We start from the raw sequence: 15,576 nt of genomic DNA on the forward strand, positions 1-15,576 counted from the left end.
GCCAGAACCTGGGCTTGTCGGTGATTGCGGAGGGGGTGGAGAGTGAAATGCAGGCGCAGACCTTGCGCTCTTTCGGTTGCCATCTCGCTCAGGGTTATCTGTTTGCCAAACCCATGACCAGGGAAGATTTGCATGCCTGGCTCGGGAAAACCATGCCGCAATAAATACGGAACATCGAGACTCAAGGCGCCGCCGCAAGGTTGGTGCCTTTTTTTATGGGGCGTGCGTTAGCCGAGGGCTGAATACAAAGAATTAAAAGAGTATATTCATATATTCATCGTCTGCGTTTGCTGGCAAAATAAGTACGGCACGGATAGATCTTTTTTCTCCCCTTATCGGATGAACCCTATGAGCACTCAACTGAACACCGAACATTTCTGGATGCCATTTTCCGCGAACCGGCAATTCAAGTCCAAACCGCGCATGATGGTTGCTGCCGAAGGCATGCATTACACCACGGACGATGGGCGCAAGATACTGGACGGCACGGCCGGCCTGTGGTGCGTCAACGCCGGGCACTCCCATCCGAAAATTGTCAGTGCAGTGCAGCAGCAAGTGGCGAAGCTGGACTTTGCGCCGACGTTCCAGATGGGTCATCCGCTGGCATTTGAAGCCGCCAGCGCGCTTGTGTCGATTGCGCCGCCGGGCTTGAACCGCGTGTTCTTCTGCAATGACGGTTCCGAAGGCGTGGACACCGCGCTGAAGATTGCACTGGCCTACCACCGCGTGCGCGGAGACGGCCTGCGCCACAGGCTGATAGGCCGTGAGCGCGGCTACCATGGCGTCGGTTTCGGCGGCATTTCGGTAGGCGGCATTGCCGGCAACCGCAAGCATTTCGGCCCGGCGCTGCCGGCAGTGGACCATCTGCGCCATCCGCTAAATATAGAAAAGAATGCTTTCAGCCGCGGCCTGCCTGAGCACGGTGCTGAACTGGCGGATGAACTGGAACAGCGCCTGCTGGCCCTGCATGACCCCGCAACAGTCGCCGCGCTGATCGTGGAGCCGCTGCAAGGCTCTACCGGTGTGATCCTGCCGCCCAAAGGTTATCTGCAAAAACTGCGCAGCATCTGCGACAAGTACGGCATCCTGCTGATTTTCGATGAAGTGATTACCGGTTTCGGCCGCCTGGGCAGTGCTTTTGGGGCGACGCATTTCGACGTGGTGCCGGACATGATCGTGTGCGCCAAAGGCCTGACCAATGCGGCAGTGCCTATGGGCGCGGTCATCGTCAAGCAGGAGATCCATGATGCGTTCATGGCCGCCGCGCCGGAAAATGCGATTGAATTTTTCCACGGCTATACCTATTCCGCCCATCCGCTCGCATGCGCAGCCGCTATCGCCAGCATCGAAGTGTATAAGGAAGAAAAACTGTTTGAACGCGCCGACGACATGGCCCCCCATTTCGCCGATGCAGCGCACAGCCTGAAGGGCCTGCCCTTCGTCAAGGATATCCGCAACTTGGGCCTGGTCTGTGGCATAGAACTGGAAAGTATACCCGGCAAGCCGGGTAGCCGCGCCTTTGACGTATTCCTGAAATGCTTCTGGGAACAAGGCGTATTGATACGCACGACCGGCGACATTATTGCCTTGTCGCCGCCGCTGGTGATAGAGAAGCAGCAGATCGACCAGTTATTCGGATCGATTGCCAATGTATTGAAAGCGCAGTAAACCAGGTGCTTTGCGTCCGGCAGCAGCCGGGCGCAGAGATCAAAATTTTTCGTAGCCGAGCAGGTAGCGCCATTGCCCTGCCGCCAGTCCGGACATCGGCACGCGTCCGATACGGATGCGCTTCATTGCCACCACCTTCAGCCCCACCTTTTCGCACATGTGCTGGATCAGTCCCAGCGGCGGCGTCTTCAATGCGAAGCGCAGCCGGGTTTCATTTTGCCAGCTGACCTTGATAGGCGGCAAAGCCTTGCCGCTGAACTTCAGGCCATGATTCAGCAGCGCCAGTCCGTCTGCCTGCAGCTCTCCCGTGACTTCCACGATGTATTCGTATTCGACCTTGGCAGCATCCTCGACCAGTTTGCGGGCGACATGCCAGTCTTGCGTAAATACCTGCAAACCACCGGCCATGGTTTCCAGCGTATCGACCGCTTTCAAACCTGCCAGGTGCTTTTTCAGGAAACGCAGGCCTGAACGGTCATCAGGAGCCAGATTGTCGGCGCTGATCAGCGCCAGCGCAGCGTTGATGCCGTAATCACCTGTAGTGCTTGCAAGGCCGGCGGGCTTGTGCAGCAAAATGGTGACCGGCTCGATGTCCTGCAGCCTGGCTCCAGGCAGCAATTCCAGTTTTTGTGCGGCATCCACCCTATACCCGGCCTCTTCGACGATCAGGCCGTCAACGGTGACCCACCCGCCCTCGACATAGATCTCGGCTTCGCGCCGCGAACAGCCAAGCTGGATGGAAAGTTGTTTTGCGAGACGCAGGGTTTCGGTCATGGATAGATACAGAAAAAGGGATTAGATTGCCAAAGTAAGTCCGTAAAAAGGCACGGGCACGGCTCCTTACGTCTATACGTCTTCTTTCAATGCCAGCAGTTCATTGAATACCAGTGCGGCAAGTACGATCCCGCCGCCGGCCAGCGTTTCATGGGCGGGCACTTCTCCTGCCCCCAGCCAGGCCCAGATTGGTCCCAGCAACACTTCCAGCAGGCCCAGCAGCGATATCTCCGGCGCGGATAGATGCCGCGAGGCGCTGACCATCAGCATGCAGGGGAAACCCAGTTGCAGTACCCCGAGAACCGCCAGTATCGCCACGTCATGCGGCGACGCCTGCAGCGGCATTGCCAGCGGCAGCATCAAGACGCCGGAAATCACGGCGCCCAGCAACACCGCAGGAATCAAGTCCAGCGACTTGCCGGCCTTTTTTAATACGATGACGTTGACCGACATCGCAATGGGAATGCCGGTTGCAACCAGCATGCCTGCCAGCCCGGTCGCGTCCACGCTGGACATGCCGCCTGCAAACATCCACACCATGCCTGCCAGCGCCACGGCAATAGCCAGCCAGGTGCGCAATACAATCTTCTGATGCAGGATCATCCACGCCAGCACAGCCGTCAACAGCGGTGTTACGCTCATGACAATGAGCGTGTTGGCAACAGTGGTCATCGTCAGCGCGATCATGAAGCAGCAAAACATCACCGCCCACATCACGCCGGAAATCAGGCCGAACCTGCCCGCCGCAGCCACTTTGCCCAGCGCCTGCGATCTGTGCTGCCACAGCATTGCGCCGGCAACGAACAAACCCGCAAACAGGCTGCGCCAGAAAGTGACTTCAAAACCGTGGGCTGCATGCAGCTGCCGCGTCAGCACGCCGGCGATGCTCCATAGACTCGCAGCGGATATCATCAACAGGAGGGCCTTGCGATGCGTGGCGGGTGAAGTCATCTCAGAGCGTATCGTTTTATTTTTAAAATCAAAAAGAAAAATCCGTTTTGTCATGCCGCGAACGGCTGAGCAAAACGGATTTTCTCTTGCAGCAGGGCCGGATTGATCAGGCACCGCTGCAGCTGACGCCCCTATTATGCGGCGTCGCGCGAGGCTTTCTTGCGCTCATGTTCTTTCAGGTAGCGCTTGCGCAAGCGTATGCTCTTCGGTGTGATTTCAACCAGTTCATCATCGTCAATGAATTCCACCGCGTATTCCAGGGACATCTGGATAGGCGGCACCAGGCGAACCGCTTCATCCGTGCCGGAAGAACGCACGTTGGTCAATTGCTTGCCCTTGATAGGGTTCACAACGAGGTCATTGTCACGGGAATGGATACCGATGATCATGCCTTCATACACTGGGTCATTATGGCTGACGAACATGCGGCCGCGGTCCTGCAGTTTCCAGATGGCGTAGGCAACGGCAGCGCCGTCGTCCTGCGAGATCAGCACGCCATTGCGACGGCCGCCGAGTTCGCCCTTGGAATTGTCCACTGGTGCGTATTCATCAAAAATGTGGCTCATCAAGCCGGTACCGCGGGTCAATGTCATGAACTCGCCCTGGAAGCCGATCAGGCCGCGCGCAGGAATACGGTATTCCAGACGCACACGTCCTTTGCCGTCCGGTTGCATGTCTTGCAGGTCGCCGCGACGGCGGCCCAATTCTTCCATCACACCGCCCTGGTTGACTTCTTCCACGTCGATGGACAGCATTTCAAACGGCTCGTGGCGTACGCCATCCACCATCTTGAACACTACGCGCGGACGGGATACCGCCAGCTCATAGCCTTCGCGGCGCATGTTTTCGATCAGGATCGTCAGATGCAGCTCGCCGCGGCCGGACACTTCAAATGTCGTGTCATCACCGGTGTCGGTCACGCGCAAAGCCACGTTGGCTTTCAGTTCGCGGTCCAGGCGATCACGGATCTGGCGGCTGGTAACAAATTTGCCTTCGCGGCCTGCCAGTGGAGAGTTGTTGACCATGAAGTTCATGTTCAGGGTAGGCTCATCCACTTTCAGCATGGGCAGCGCGTCCGGCGTGTCGACTGCGCAAACGGTGGTGCCGATGCCCAGTTCTTCAATACCGTTGATCAGTACGATGTCGCCGGCAACTGCTTCATCCACCAATACGCGTTCCAGGCCCTTGAAATTCAGTACCTGGTTGATGCGTACCTTGCGCGGAGTGCTGTCCGGGCCGTCCATGATGATCACATCTTGCAGTGCCTTGACGCGACCGCGGGTAATACGGCCGATACCGATCTTGCCGACATAGGAATTGTAGTCCAGCGAAGAAATCTGCAATTGCAAAGGACCGTCAGGGTCATCTTCACGCACAGGAACGTGTTTCAGCACTGCGTCGAACAGCGGGTCCATGTTGCCTTCGCGGGCTTCGGAATCCAGGCTGGCGTAGCCGTTCAGTGCGGAGGCATAAACAACCGGGAAATCCAGCTGTTCGTCGCTTGCACCCAGTTTGTCGAACAATTCAAAAGTCTGGTTCACAACCCATTCAGTACGCGCGCTTGGACGATCAACCTTGTTCACGACCACGATAGGCTTCAGGCCCAGGGCCAATGCTTTACGGGTGACAAAACGTGTTTGCGGCATCGGGCCGTCAACTGCATCCACCAGCAGCAATACGCTGTCCACCATCGACAATACGCGCTCCACCTCGCCGCCGAAGTCGGCATGGCCCGGCGTATCAACGATGTTGATATGCGTGCCTTTGTACTCTACCGCGCAGTTCTTCGCCAGAATCGTGATACCGCGTTCTTTTTCCAGGTCGTTGGAATCCATGACACGGGTGTCGACTTGCTGGTTCTCACGGAAAGTACCGGATTGACGCAGCAATTGGTCAACCAAAGTGGTTTTGCCGTGATCGACGTGAGCGATAATGGCGATGTTACGTATAGCGCGTTTTGTATTTGACATGATAGCGATAGAGAGGGGGTGATCCAGATAACCCCGGATTATAGCATGTTGCGATGCAAGAAACCTAAAACATCAATAATTTCAATGAGTTAGTCTGTTTTTAGTTTAGCTGATTATGTTTTTGGCAGATAAACGGGGAAGCTAGCTGTGTTGTACTGTGGCGATCAGTCTTTCCGGCGCCAGGATGTCGTATTCCTGCAGTTGCGCCGACCCCAACAGTTGCCCGTCGGCAGTGCGATACACCCGCACCCGTCCTTGCTGCCCGGGCAACTCAACTGCCTCCTTGCCCAGCGCCAGGCGCTGCCCCTGCAGGAAACGCTTGGCCAGCACATCGTCCAGATGGATAGAGGGAAAGCTGGACAGCAGGGCATCCACCGGCGCCAGCAGCGGCAAACGCTGCTCTTCCGGCAATTCCGCCAGCGCTTCCAGCGTAATGGATTCCTGCAAGACCAGATGCCCGACCTGCGTACGGCGCAGTGCCTTCAGATGAGCGCCGCAACCGAGCGCATTACCGATGTCTTCGCCGAGCACACGGATATAGGTGCCTTTGCTGCAACGTACATTCAATGTCAGGAACGGAGCTTCGTAGCTGACCAATTCCAGCAAGTGTATCGTCACCGCCCTCGCCTCGCGTTCCAGCGTCACGCCGGCGCGCGCATATTCATACAGCGGTTTACCGTCGCGCTTCAGCGCGGAGTACATAGGCGGAACCTGCTGGATGTCGCCACGGAATTGCTGCAATACTGCCTGGATCTCATCAATGGATGCGTTCACCGGCCGGTTCCCGGTGACGTCGCCTTCGGTGTCACCGGTAGTGGTGGCAATACCCAGGTGCACGATGGTCTGGTAGGTTTTATCCGCTTCCAGCAAATCCTGCGAAAACTTGGTCGCTTCGCCAAAGCACAGCGGTAGCAAACCGGTCGCGAACGGATCCAGCGTGCCGGTATGGCCCGCTTTTTGCGCGTTGAACAAGCGTTTGGCCTTGATCAGCGCATCATTGCTGGACAAGCCCACAGGCTTATCGAGCAGCAATACACCGTGCACGGGAACACGTGTTCTTTTTTTAACCGGAGTCGTCATTTGAATTTATATACCGGCGAACGGGAAGTCCGCCAGCGGGTCAGTCTTCGTCGGCGTCTTTGGCGCGGCTGGCATTAGCTTCATCAATCAGCCTGGACATTGCAATACCGCGCATGGTCGACGTATCGTGGATGAAATGCAGCTGTGGAAGAGTATGGATGTGCAGACGCAAACCCAGTTGCGCGCGCAGGAAACCGGACGCCTTGAGGAGGGCTTCCACAGTATTCTTGATTGCTTCCGCATCGTCGGTCAGCGTCGTGAAATATACTTTCGCATGCGCGTAATCCGGCGTCAGCTGGACTTCGGTCAGCGTGATCATGCCGACGCGCGGGTCCTTCAGCTCGGACCAGATAATTTCCGCCAGATCGCGCTGAATCTGATCTGCTACGCGCAGACCGCGACCGGGGATGGTTTTACTATGTTTTGCCATAAACTTTCATCACACACCATAACTGATGGCGCCCAGCACATGCCGGGCGCCACATGGATTACAGCGTACGCGCTACCTCTTGTACTTCAAATATTTCCAACTGATCGCCAACCTGGATATCGTTGTAACCTTTCAGGGACAGACCGCACTCGAAGCCGGCCCGCACTTCTTTTGCGTCGTCCTTGAAGCGTTTCAGAGAATCCAGTTCGCCGGTCCAGGTCACCACGTTGTTGCGCAACAGGCGAACCGAGGAACCGCGCTTGACCAGGCCTTCTGTCACCAGGCAACCGGCAATTGCGCCGACTTTGCTGACCAGGAAAACCTGGCGCACTTCGACCATACCCAGAATGTGCTCGCGCTTCTCCGGAGTCAACATGCCTGACAAGGCTGCCTTGATCTCGTCCACTGCATCGTAAATGATGTTGTAGTAACGGATATCAACGCCGTTGGATTCCGCCAGCTTGCGGGCAGATGCATCGGCACGGGTGTTAAAGCCGATGATGACCGCTTTGGAAGCAACCGCCAGATTGACGTCGGATTCCGAAATGCCGCCAACCGCCGCGTGCACAACCTGTACGCGCACTTCGTTGGTGGACAATTTCTGCAAGGATTGCACCAATGCTTCCTGTGAACCCTGTACGTCGGTCTTGACGATGATAGGCAGGTTTTTCAACTCGCCTTCGCCCATCTGTTCGAACATGTTTTCCAGCTTGGCAGCTTGCTGCTTGGCCAGTTTCACGTCGCGGAACTTACCTTGGCGGAACAATGCAATTTCGCGTGCCTTGCGTTCGTCCGTCATGACCATCACTTCTTCACCGGCCGATGGAACATCGGTCAGGCCCTGGATTTCTACAGGGATGGATGGACCGGCTTCCGAGATATTGGAACCAGTTTCATCCAGCATCGCGCGAACGCGGCCATAGGATGAACCCGCCAACACGACGTCACCGCGCTTCAAGGTACCGGACTGAACCAGAATCGTTGCAACTGCACCGCGGCCTTTATCCAGACGCGCCTCAACAACGAGACCTTTTGCCGGCGCATCTTTCGGCGCCTTCAATTCCAGAACCTCGGCCTGCAGCAATACCTGCTCCAGCAAGGCATCGATGCCTTCGCCGGTTTTTGCCGATACCGACACGAAAGGTGAGTCACCGCCGTATTCTTCCGGCACAACGCTTTCCGCAACCAGTTCCTGCTTGACGCGGTCGAGGTTGGCGCCCGGTTTGTCGATCTTGTTGATCGCCACGACCAGCGGCACGCCTGCGGCTTTCGCATGCGCAATCGCTTCCTTGGTCTGCGGCATCACGCCATCGTCAGCTGCCACCACCAGGATAACGATATCGGTCGCTTTGGCACCGCGGGCACGCATCGCCGTAAAGGCTTCATGGCCCGGCGTATCCAGGAAAGTAATCATGCCGCGTGGTGTTTCCACGTGGTATGCGCCGATGTGCTGCGTAATCCCACCGGCTTCGCCGGAGGCAACCTTGGCACGACGGATGTAATCCAGCAACGATGTCTTACCATGATCGACGTGACCCATCACCGTCACCACAGGGGCGCGCGGGAAAGATTCAAAGTCGGCATGTTCAGTGCCATCGGCCAGCATCGCTTCCGGATCGTCCAGCTTGGCGGCAAACGCCTTATGGCCCATTTCCTCGACCAGGATCAATGCAGTTTCCTGATCCAGTACCTGGTTGATCGTTACCATCTGGCCCAGCTTCATCAATTGCTTGATCACTTCGGATGCCTTGACCGACATCTTGTGCGCCAGCTCGGCGACAGTGATCGTTTCAGGAACGTAGACGTCCTTCACAATCGCTTCTACCGGAGCCTGGAAGTTGGTTTCACGGTCATCATGGTGGCTATTGCGACGGCCACCCTTGCCGCTCTTCCAGCCGTCACGGCCGCCCGACGAATCACCGCGGGTTTTAATGCCGCCGCTGCCGCGTTTTTTGTCATCCTGCCAGGTGGAGGACACATTTGCCGATTTGATCGACTTCTTGTCCGCCACAACCGGTTTCTTCTCGTCTGCCTTGGCAGCAGGCTTCTTGTCCGTCGGTTTTTTATCCGTAGGCTTATGCAAGGTGCCTTCCGCGACTTTCGGCGCAGCGGCTGCCGCAGCAACCGGTTCCGGCGCTTTCACCGGACGGCGCTGCGCGTTCATCATTTCCTTGATCTGCGCTACTTCGTCAGCCACTTTCTTGCGGGCGACTTCGGTAGCAGCAGCGCGTTCGGCGGCTTCCTTGGCATCCACGGCAGCTTTTTTCTTCGCTTCTTCAGCAGCAACGCGTTTTTTATCGTCTTCTGGCTGAACTGCTTTGACTTCCGCCGGCTTGGCTTCCACAGGCTTCGCATCCGAAGCCGGCTTGGCATCTGCCTTTTCCGAGTTGGAGGCAACTGCTGCGCGAGCTTTTTCTTCCGCTTCCGCTTCCGCCTTGGCTTCCGCAGCGGCAGCCAGTTCAGCTTCACGCATGGCTTGCGCCTGTGCTTCTTTTTCAGCTTCCAGCTTGGCCAGGTGTGCCTGCTTCTCCAGCAATTCGGCTTCCTGGCGTGCTACCAACTCCGCTTCGCGGCGCATATCTTCTTCGCTTGGCGCCGGCTCAGGGGCTTCGCCACCGGCAGCCGGACGCGCCAGCTCTTCAGCAGTCGGCTCATCGCGCTTGACAAAAGTGCGTTTCTTGCGGACTTCCACCTGGATCGTACGGGATTTGCCAGTGGCATCCGCCTGCTTGATCTCTGTTGTTTCCTTGCGTGTCAGCGTGATCTTTTTCTTTTCAGCATCGGCAGAAACACCGTGCGAACGACGCAAATGATCCAGCAGCCGATCTTTATCTTCCTTCGACAACGAATCGGACGTCGAGCTTTTACTGACGCCTGCGGCACGCAATTGCGTGAGCAGCAAATCCGCTGACATCTTCAGCTCGGTGGCAAATTGGGCTACATTGTTACTCGCCATTCAGTCCTCTTTTTCTATGTGCGCATTATGATGATGAAACTCGTTTTTACTACTTGGCTTCTACGAGTTTCCAGGCTTTGGCCAACAACGCCTTCGCCTGTTCATCATATTTAGCGTCGATGAGCTTCATCTCATCATCGGTCACATCTTCAAATGCATTTTTAATCAATTGGCGCGCACGATCGGCCGACAATGCCAAAATCGCTCCAAACTCGTCATATGCCAGGCCGGCAAATTGTTCCAGCGTCTTGATGCCGGACAGGCCCAGTTTGCCGGCTGTTACACGGCTCATGCCTTCGAGGTTGATCAACGCGTCTTCCACGCCTTCAACGCCTTCTTCCGACGCAATGGCTTCCGTCAACAACGCATCCCTTGCGCGGTTGCGCAGTTCGTTGACGGTATCTTCGTCAAACGCGTCGATTTCCAGCATTTCGCTGATAGGCACATAGGCAATTTCTTCCAGGCTGGAGAAACCCTCATCCACCAGGATGTCTGCCACTTCCTGGTCAACGTCCAGCCGTTCCATGAACAGTACGCGGATGCCAGCAGTTTCCTGCGCCGCCTTGTTCGCAGATTCTTCCGCGGTCATGATATTGATCTGCCAGCCGGTCAGTTCCGCTGCCAAGCGTACATTCTGGCCGCTGCGGCCGATCGCGATCGCGAGATTTTCTTCATCCACGACGACGTCCATGCCATGCTTTTCTTCATCCACCATGATGGAGGAGACATTGGCCGGCGCCAGCGCGCCGATGACGAATTGCGCAGGATCTTCCGACCACAGCACGATATCAACACGTTCGCCGCCCAGTTCGCCCGTCACAGCCTGCACGCGCGAGCCGCGCATGCCGACGCAGGTGCCGATAGGATCGATACGCTTGTCATTGGTGAATACGGCAATTTTTGCACGCACGCCAGGATCGCGGGCTGCGGATTTGATGATCAGCGAGCCTTGTTCAATTTCAGGCACTTCCAGCTCAAACAGCTTCATGATGAACTCGGGCGCGGTACGCGACAGAATCACCTGAGGGCCGCGGGCATTGCGGTCTATGCGCAGTATGTAGGCACGTACACGGTCGCCTACGCGCAGATTTTCCTTAGGGATCATCTGGTCGCGTGGCAGGCGCGCTTCTATCTTGCCGGATTCAACGACAGCTTCGCCGCGCTCCATACGCTTGATAGTGCCGGTCACCAGCGAGTCGCCGCGCTCAAGGAAGTCCGCCAGGATTTGCTCACGTTCCGCATCGCGGATGCGCTGCAAGACAACCTGCTTGGTGTCTTGCGCAAAACGACGGCCGAAATCGACAGACTCGATGGCTTCTTCTATATATTCATCCACTTCGATATCTGGGATCTGTTCCACCGCTTCGAAATGCAGGATTTCCTGGTCAGGCAATTGCAGGCCGGCGTCATCAGGCACTACGTGCCAGCGGCGGAAAGATTCGAATTCGCCGGATTCGCGATCGATCGATACGCGAATATCAACCTCTCCTTCATAGCGCTTCTTGGTCGCCTGCGACAACGCATGCTCCAGTGCACCAAAGACGATATCCTTATCGACGTTTTTTTCACGCGCCAGCACATCAACCAATAACAAAACTTCGCGACTCATGCTTTGCGACTCCTAAAATCCACTTGCGGCACCAAACGTGCCTTATCCACATCGGCGAGCGTAAACTCCAGCATTGCCGCCCCGTCTTTACCTTCAAATTCCAGCTTCAGCGTATCGCCTTCAGGCTCATGCAATACACCTTCAAATGTTTTGCGATTCGGCGTTCCCGGCATGGGCAGGCGCAACTTCACGGTGACCTTTTCGCCGGCAAAACGCACAAAATCGCTGAATTTCTTCAACGGCCTGTCCAGGCCGGGTGAAGAAGTCTCCAGCCGCTCATAATTCACATTTTCGACCGTCAACACGTGGGACAACTGGTGACTGACTTTCTCGCAGTCTTCGACTGTGATATTTCCCTTCTCCGCATCCTCCGGCAAAAAATCGATATACACCCTGAACAGGCCGCGTTCAGCCTGCTCAAAGTCCACCAGATCGTATCCGGTACCGTTGACGGTTTTTTCTATTAATTCCAGCAACTGCAAAACTATTCTCCAAAAATGCCAATATCGCGTTCAGATCCAGGCCAGGCCTTGCGGCGTCATGCTGCGCTGCCCTACAACAGGACATGCAGGAATCGCAGCGCCAAAAAAAAATGGGCAAAGCCCATCTTTTTAATGCAATGCCACATAAACGACCAATGAACCAGTTACGCATTCAATACGGGCAAAATCTGCTAACTACAAGATTATAAACGATTATTTACTGTGTCGCAATGACAAAAGTTCTGAATTGACCCCATACGGCGAGCCTTTAAACAAAAATCGTGCCAAAGTAGTCAATATTTTCTTTTCATTAATCAAAACGATGAAGGCCCTTCGCAAAGGCTTCGCCCGTTTTAATTTCTTCAAAGAAAATTTTTACAATCCTGCCAACTTATTTACCGCGTGCTCGCCGGCGCTGAGCAATGCCCTGGCCAATTGCCTGGCCGCTACCGCGCATCGTGCCGCCGCCACGCCTGTGTCCCGCATCCGGGAAACCCAGCGCAGTTTGCAAAGGGTCGGGCTGGCGGCTACGGCCCGCCGGTTTTTTATTTCCAAAATCTTTATTGCCAGCATCACGATTGCCGGTATCGCGGTTACCGAAATCACCGCCGCCGCGTGGTGCCGGTGCGCCAAAAGGCTTACCGAAAGGCTTGTCAAACGAGCGTGCAAACGGATCTGCCGGACGCTGCGCCTTGTTGCCATCGGCCCTGAAATTACCGCCCTTGCCCTTCGCCGCAGCGCCCGCCGTCTTGTCACCGCCCGCTTTTTCCAGGCCACTGATCTTCAACAGGTCGCGCACTGCAGCCTCTTCCATCTCTTCCCAACGACCGCGTTTCAGGCCGGACGGCAGGGTCATCGCGCCGTAGCGGGTGCGTATCAGCCTCGACACCGTCAAACCGATTGCCTCGAACATGCGACGCACTTCGCGGTTTCGGCCTTCACCGATAATCACGCGATACCACTTGTTGACGCCTTCGCCGCCGCCATCCATGATTTTGGAGAACTGCGCAAGACCGTCGTCCAGCTCAACGCCGTTCAACAGCTTCTGGCGCATACCCTCTTCCAGCTCGCCCAGTGTCCTGACCGCGTACTCGCGCTCAATGCCGTAGCGGGGATGCATCAGCCGGTTGGCCAGATCGCCGGAGGTCGTGAATAGCAGCAAGCCTTCGGTGTTGTAATCCAGGCGACCCACAGCAAGCCATTTGCCGGCCTTCATCGTCGGCAGGCTGTCGAAGACCGACGCGCGGCCTTCCGGATCGCTGGTGCTGACGATTTCGCCCGCAGGCTTGTGGTACATCAATACGCGTGGCGGCTTCTTGCTGACCTTGCGCTGTATGGGCTTGCCGTTGATGCGCACCTGGTCGGTCGGCAAAATACGCTGGCCGATATGGGCCGGCTCACCATTGACTGAAACACGTCCGGCAACGATCAGATCCTCCATGTCGCGGCGCGAGCCCAGGCCGGCCTCTGCCAGCACCTTATGCAATTTAGGCGCATCGTCATCTGCAGTCAGGTCGCGGCGAACCGGTTTGGCCTGGCGCTTGCCCTTGGAGTCCGCTTCAGCGTGCGCAGCATCAAACGCTTCGGACGTCACAAAAGAAAATACCTCATCCGCACCACCTGCATTGGCACGACCGCCCTGGCGGCCGCCTTTGGCGGGCGGACGCTTGTTACTACCGCCATTGCCGTTTCCGCTGTTGCCGGCGTTACCGCCATTTTGAGTGCGAGGCTCGGCATTGTCGGCGCGCGGCGCGCGGGGCTCCCGCGGAGGCCTGTCGCTGCCGTCGGCACGCTTGCCTGCATCATTCTTCTTCCTCGGATTGCGCGCGCGCGGCTTGCCGGCTTCGCCCGCAACGCCTTCCGCAGCTACCGCCACATTGCCATCGCTATCAAGCGCAGACTCAGAATGTCCTGCTTCCTCAGCACCTGGTGCAGCCTGTTCCGCGCCACCCTCCGGCCTGGCACGCGAACGCCGCATATTCCTTGGCCCCCGGACGCCACGTTTGGCAGGCCTGGCAGCCACATCGCCGCCCTCGGAGGATTCTGGAGCGGGAGCGTCAGCCTTGACGTCGTCTGGATTATTTGTGTTCATTATCTGCTTCTATATTTGGCTGGCTGAGCGACGCATCCGCCTCGGCTTCATTTGCCAGATTGTTAATTGGCGCTTCAGCTGCCGCAACGATGCCGGCATGGTCCTGAAGGTTCTCATTCTGAGCGCCCGCCACAGCCTCTGCTGCAGGGCCGGCAAGTACTTGATCGTTTTTGGTCGGAACAGGGGTTTGTCCGTCCTCCTCCGCCACGGCGGTGTCTACCGCAACATCCTGTTCATGCATCTGGCCGGTCTGCGCCTCATCCTGCTGCACAGAAGGCTCCGCAATTTGCCCGTCTTCCGACGCCTGCTCCAGCGGCAACGCCTCGGACAATGCCTGCGCCTCAGCCCCTGCAGAGCCGTCTGCCGCACCGTCGCCGGAAGCCACCTGCACCGCAGTAGCAAACATTCCCTCTTCCAGCGCATCCAGTTCCGGCACGCCCGCGTCGGCAACATCGCCCTTGCTGACCTGCTGCAACGGGGGCAGCTGATCCAGCGACGCCAGCCCAAGGTCATCCAGAAATTGCTTCGTCGTCGCAAACAATGATGGCCGGCCGGGAACATCCCTGTGGCCTATGGTTTCTATCCACCCGCGATCTTCCAGCGTCTTGACCATTTGCGAATTCACAGTAACGCCACGGATTTCTTCAATGTCACCGCGCGTTACCGGCTGCCGGTAAGCGATGATGGCCAGGGTTTCCAGCGTGGCGCGCGAATACTTGGGCGGCTTTTCAGGATTCAGCCTGTCTATATAGGCTCGCATCTCGGGCCGGCTCTGGAAACGCCAGCCGGTAGAAAGACCGACCAGTTCGATACCCTTGTCAGCCCAATCGCTGCGCAATTGCTCCAGCATGGACTTGATGGTGTCCGCACCGACAACATCATCTTGATCATCGCTGTCGAGAAACAGCTTTTTCATGGTATTGACGGTAAGCGGCTCATGCGCGCATAACAACGCAGTTTCGAGGACTCTCTTGGCCTCAGCAGTATTCATGCAAACTCTTTAGTTTTATAAGCAGAACGTAGCATTGAATAAGGCTAGATACCTAGCCTCACAAAATACCAATGCTGTTATTTTTCACTGTATTCGCCATCAATGATGCAACGGCGTACCGCCAGTGGGCGCCACTCAGGCAATATTGGATCAGTACCGTCTTCCCTCACCGGCAGACTGGAATGACAAGCATCATTACAATCGCGGGGACAGCAGATCAATTAGTAGACACTGGATTGTAGTCCAGATTTTCCATTCTGATCAAAAAATAATAATACCGCTAATAAAAAAGCCACGTTATTACGTGGCTTTTTTAATGTAACTGGTTGCGGGGGCAGGATTTGAACCTACGACCTTCGGGTTATGAGCCCGACGAGCTGCCAGACTGCTCCACCCCGCGTCTGAAGAATGAAACTATACATGGTTTTGCTGCTTTGCGCAAATTCTTTCTTAGATTTCCATTAAGCAAGCAGACGGACGCAAGCATAAAGCCATTACAGAGACGCTCCCGGTACGGGTTGAAGCGCCTATCGCATACGCGCCTGCAACTGGAAATTTTCTGTTGCAGTGATA

Annotated in this window: 12 protein-coding genes and 1 tRNA gene; 2 read left to right on the forward strand and 11 right to left on the reverse strand. The window is 56.4% G+C overall.

What is annotated here, in order from left to right:
* Positions 1 to 14: 14 nt before the first annotated feature.
* Together ACO0LO_RS28575 and ACO0LO_RS28580 are read left to right on the forward strand one after the other, a co-directional pair.
* Entirely contained in the window at positions 15 to 164 is a 150-nt protein-coding gene (locus ACO0LO_RS28575; RefSeq protein WP_422969934.1) for an EAL domain-containing protein, read from the forward strand.
* Between the two features lie 184 nt (positions 165 to 348).
* Entirely contained in the window at positions 349 to 1,668 is a 1,320-nt protein-coding gene (locus tag ACO0LO_RS28580) for an aspartate aminotransferase family protein (protein WP_422969873.1), read from the forward strand.
* A 39-nt stretch (positions 1,669 to 1,707) separates the two neighbouring features.
* On the opposite strand, the gene ACO0LO_RS28585 is transcribed toward ACO0LO_RS28580, so the two are convergent.
* The 11 genes from ACO0LO_RS28585 to ACO0LO_RS28635 all read right to left on the reverse strand — a co-directional run bounded on the left by ACO0LO_RS28585 (position 1,708) and on the right by ACO0LO_RS28635 (position 15,403).
* Positions 1,708 to 2,442, reverse strand: coding sequence for an rRNA pseudouridine synthase (locus tag ACO0LO_RS28585; protein WP_422969875.1), 735 nt, complete (start codon positions 2,440 to 2,442; stop codon positions 1,708 to 1,710).
* A gap of 72 nt (positions 2,443 to 2,514) precedes the next feature.
* Positions 2,515 to 3,393, reverse strand: coding sequence for a DMT family transporter (locus ACO0LO_RS28590; protein WP_422969877.1), 879 nt, complete (start codon positions 3,391 to 3,393; stop codon positions 2,515 to 2,517).
* Between the two features lie 134 nt (positions 3,394 to 3,527).
* The gene (typA, locus tag ACO0LO_RS28595; RefSeq protein ID WP_422969879.1) at positions 3,528 to 5,363 is read right to left on the reverse strand and encodes a translational GTPase TypA; all 1,836 of its coding nucleotides are present in this window, start codon (positions 5,361 to 5,363) and stop codon (positions 3,528 to 3,530) included.
* 141 nt (positions 5,364 to 5,504) lie between these two features.
* On the reverse strand, positions 5,505 to 6,443 hold the full coding sequence (gene truB / locus ACO0LO_RS28600) for a tRNA pseudouridine(55) synthase TruB (RefSeq protein ID WP_422969881.1): 939 nt from the start codon (positions 6,441 to 6,443) through the stop codon (positions 5,505 to 5,507).
* Between the two features lie 40 nt (positions 6,444 to 6,483).
* A complete protein-coding gene (gene rbfA, locus ACO0LO_RS28605; protein ID WP_422969883.1) occupies positions 6,484 to 6,873 on the reverse strand; it encodes a 30S ribosome-binding factor RbfA in 390 nt (129 codons plus the stop codon).
* Positions 6,874 to 6,931: 58 nt separating this feature from the next.
* On the reverse strand, positions 6,932 to 9,829 hold the full coding sequence (infB, locus tag ACO0LO_RS28610; protein ID WP_422969885.1) for a translation initiation factor IF-2: 2,898 nt from the start codon (positions 9,827 to 9,829) through the stop codon (positions 6,932 to 6,934).
* Between the two features lie 49 nt (positions 9,830 to 9,878).
* Positions 9,879 to 11,438, reverse strand: coding sequence for a transcription termination factor NusA (nusA, locus tag ACO0LO_RS28615; protein WP_422969887.1), 1,560 nt, complete (start codon positions 11,436 to 11,438; stop codon positions 9,879 to 9,881).
* Positions 11,435 to 11,920: a ribosome maturation factor RimP gene (gene rimP / locus ACO0LO_RS28620; RefSeq protein WP_422969889.1), complete on the reverse strand. Its 486-nt coding sequence runs from the start codon at positions 11,918 to 11,920 to the stop codon at positions 11,435 to 11,437. Before rimP ends, nusA begins: the two co-directional genes overlap by 4 nt.
* Before the next feature lie 391 nt (positions 11,921 to 12,311).
* Positions 12,312 to 14,012, reverse strand: a complete 1,701-nt coding sequence (locus ACO0LO_RS28625) for a pseudouridine synthase (RefSeq protein WP_422969891.1) — start codon at positions 14,010 to 14,012, stop codon at positions 12,312 to 12,314.
* Positions 13,999 to 15,003: an SMC-Scp complex subunit ScpB gene (gene scpB / locus ACO0LO_RS28630; protein ID WP_422969893.1), complete on the reverse strand. Its 1,005-nt coding sequence runs from the start codon at positions 15,001 to 15,003 to the stop codon at positions 13,999 to 14,001. Before scpB ends, ACO0LO_RS28625 begins: the two co-directional genes overlap by 14 nt.
* A gap of 323 nt (positions 15,004 to 15,326) precedes the next feature.
* A tRNA-Met gene (locus ACO0LO_RS28635) sits at positions 15,327 to 15,403 on the reverse strand.
* Positions 15,404 to 15,576: the final 173 nt, after the last annotated feature.

This window comes from Undibacterium sp. TJN25 (assembly GCF_049339885.1).
Taxonomy (GTDB): domain Bacteria; phylum Pseudomonadota; class Gammaproteobacteria; order Burkholderiales; family Burkholderiaceae_D; genus Undibacterium.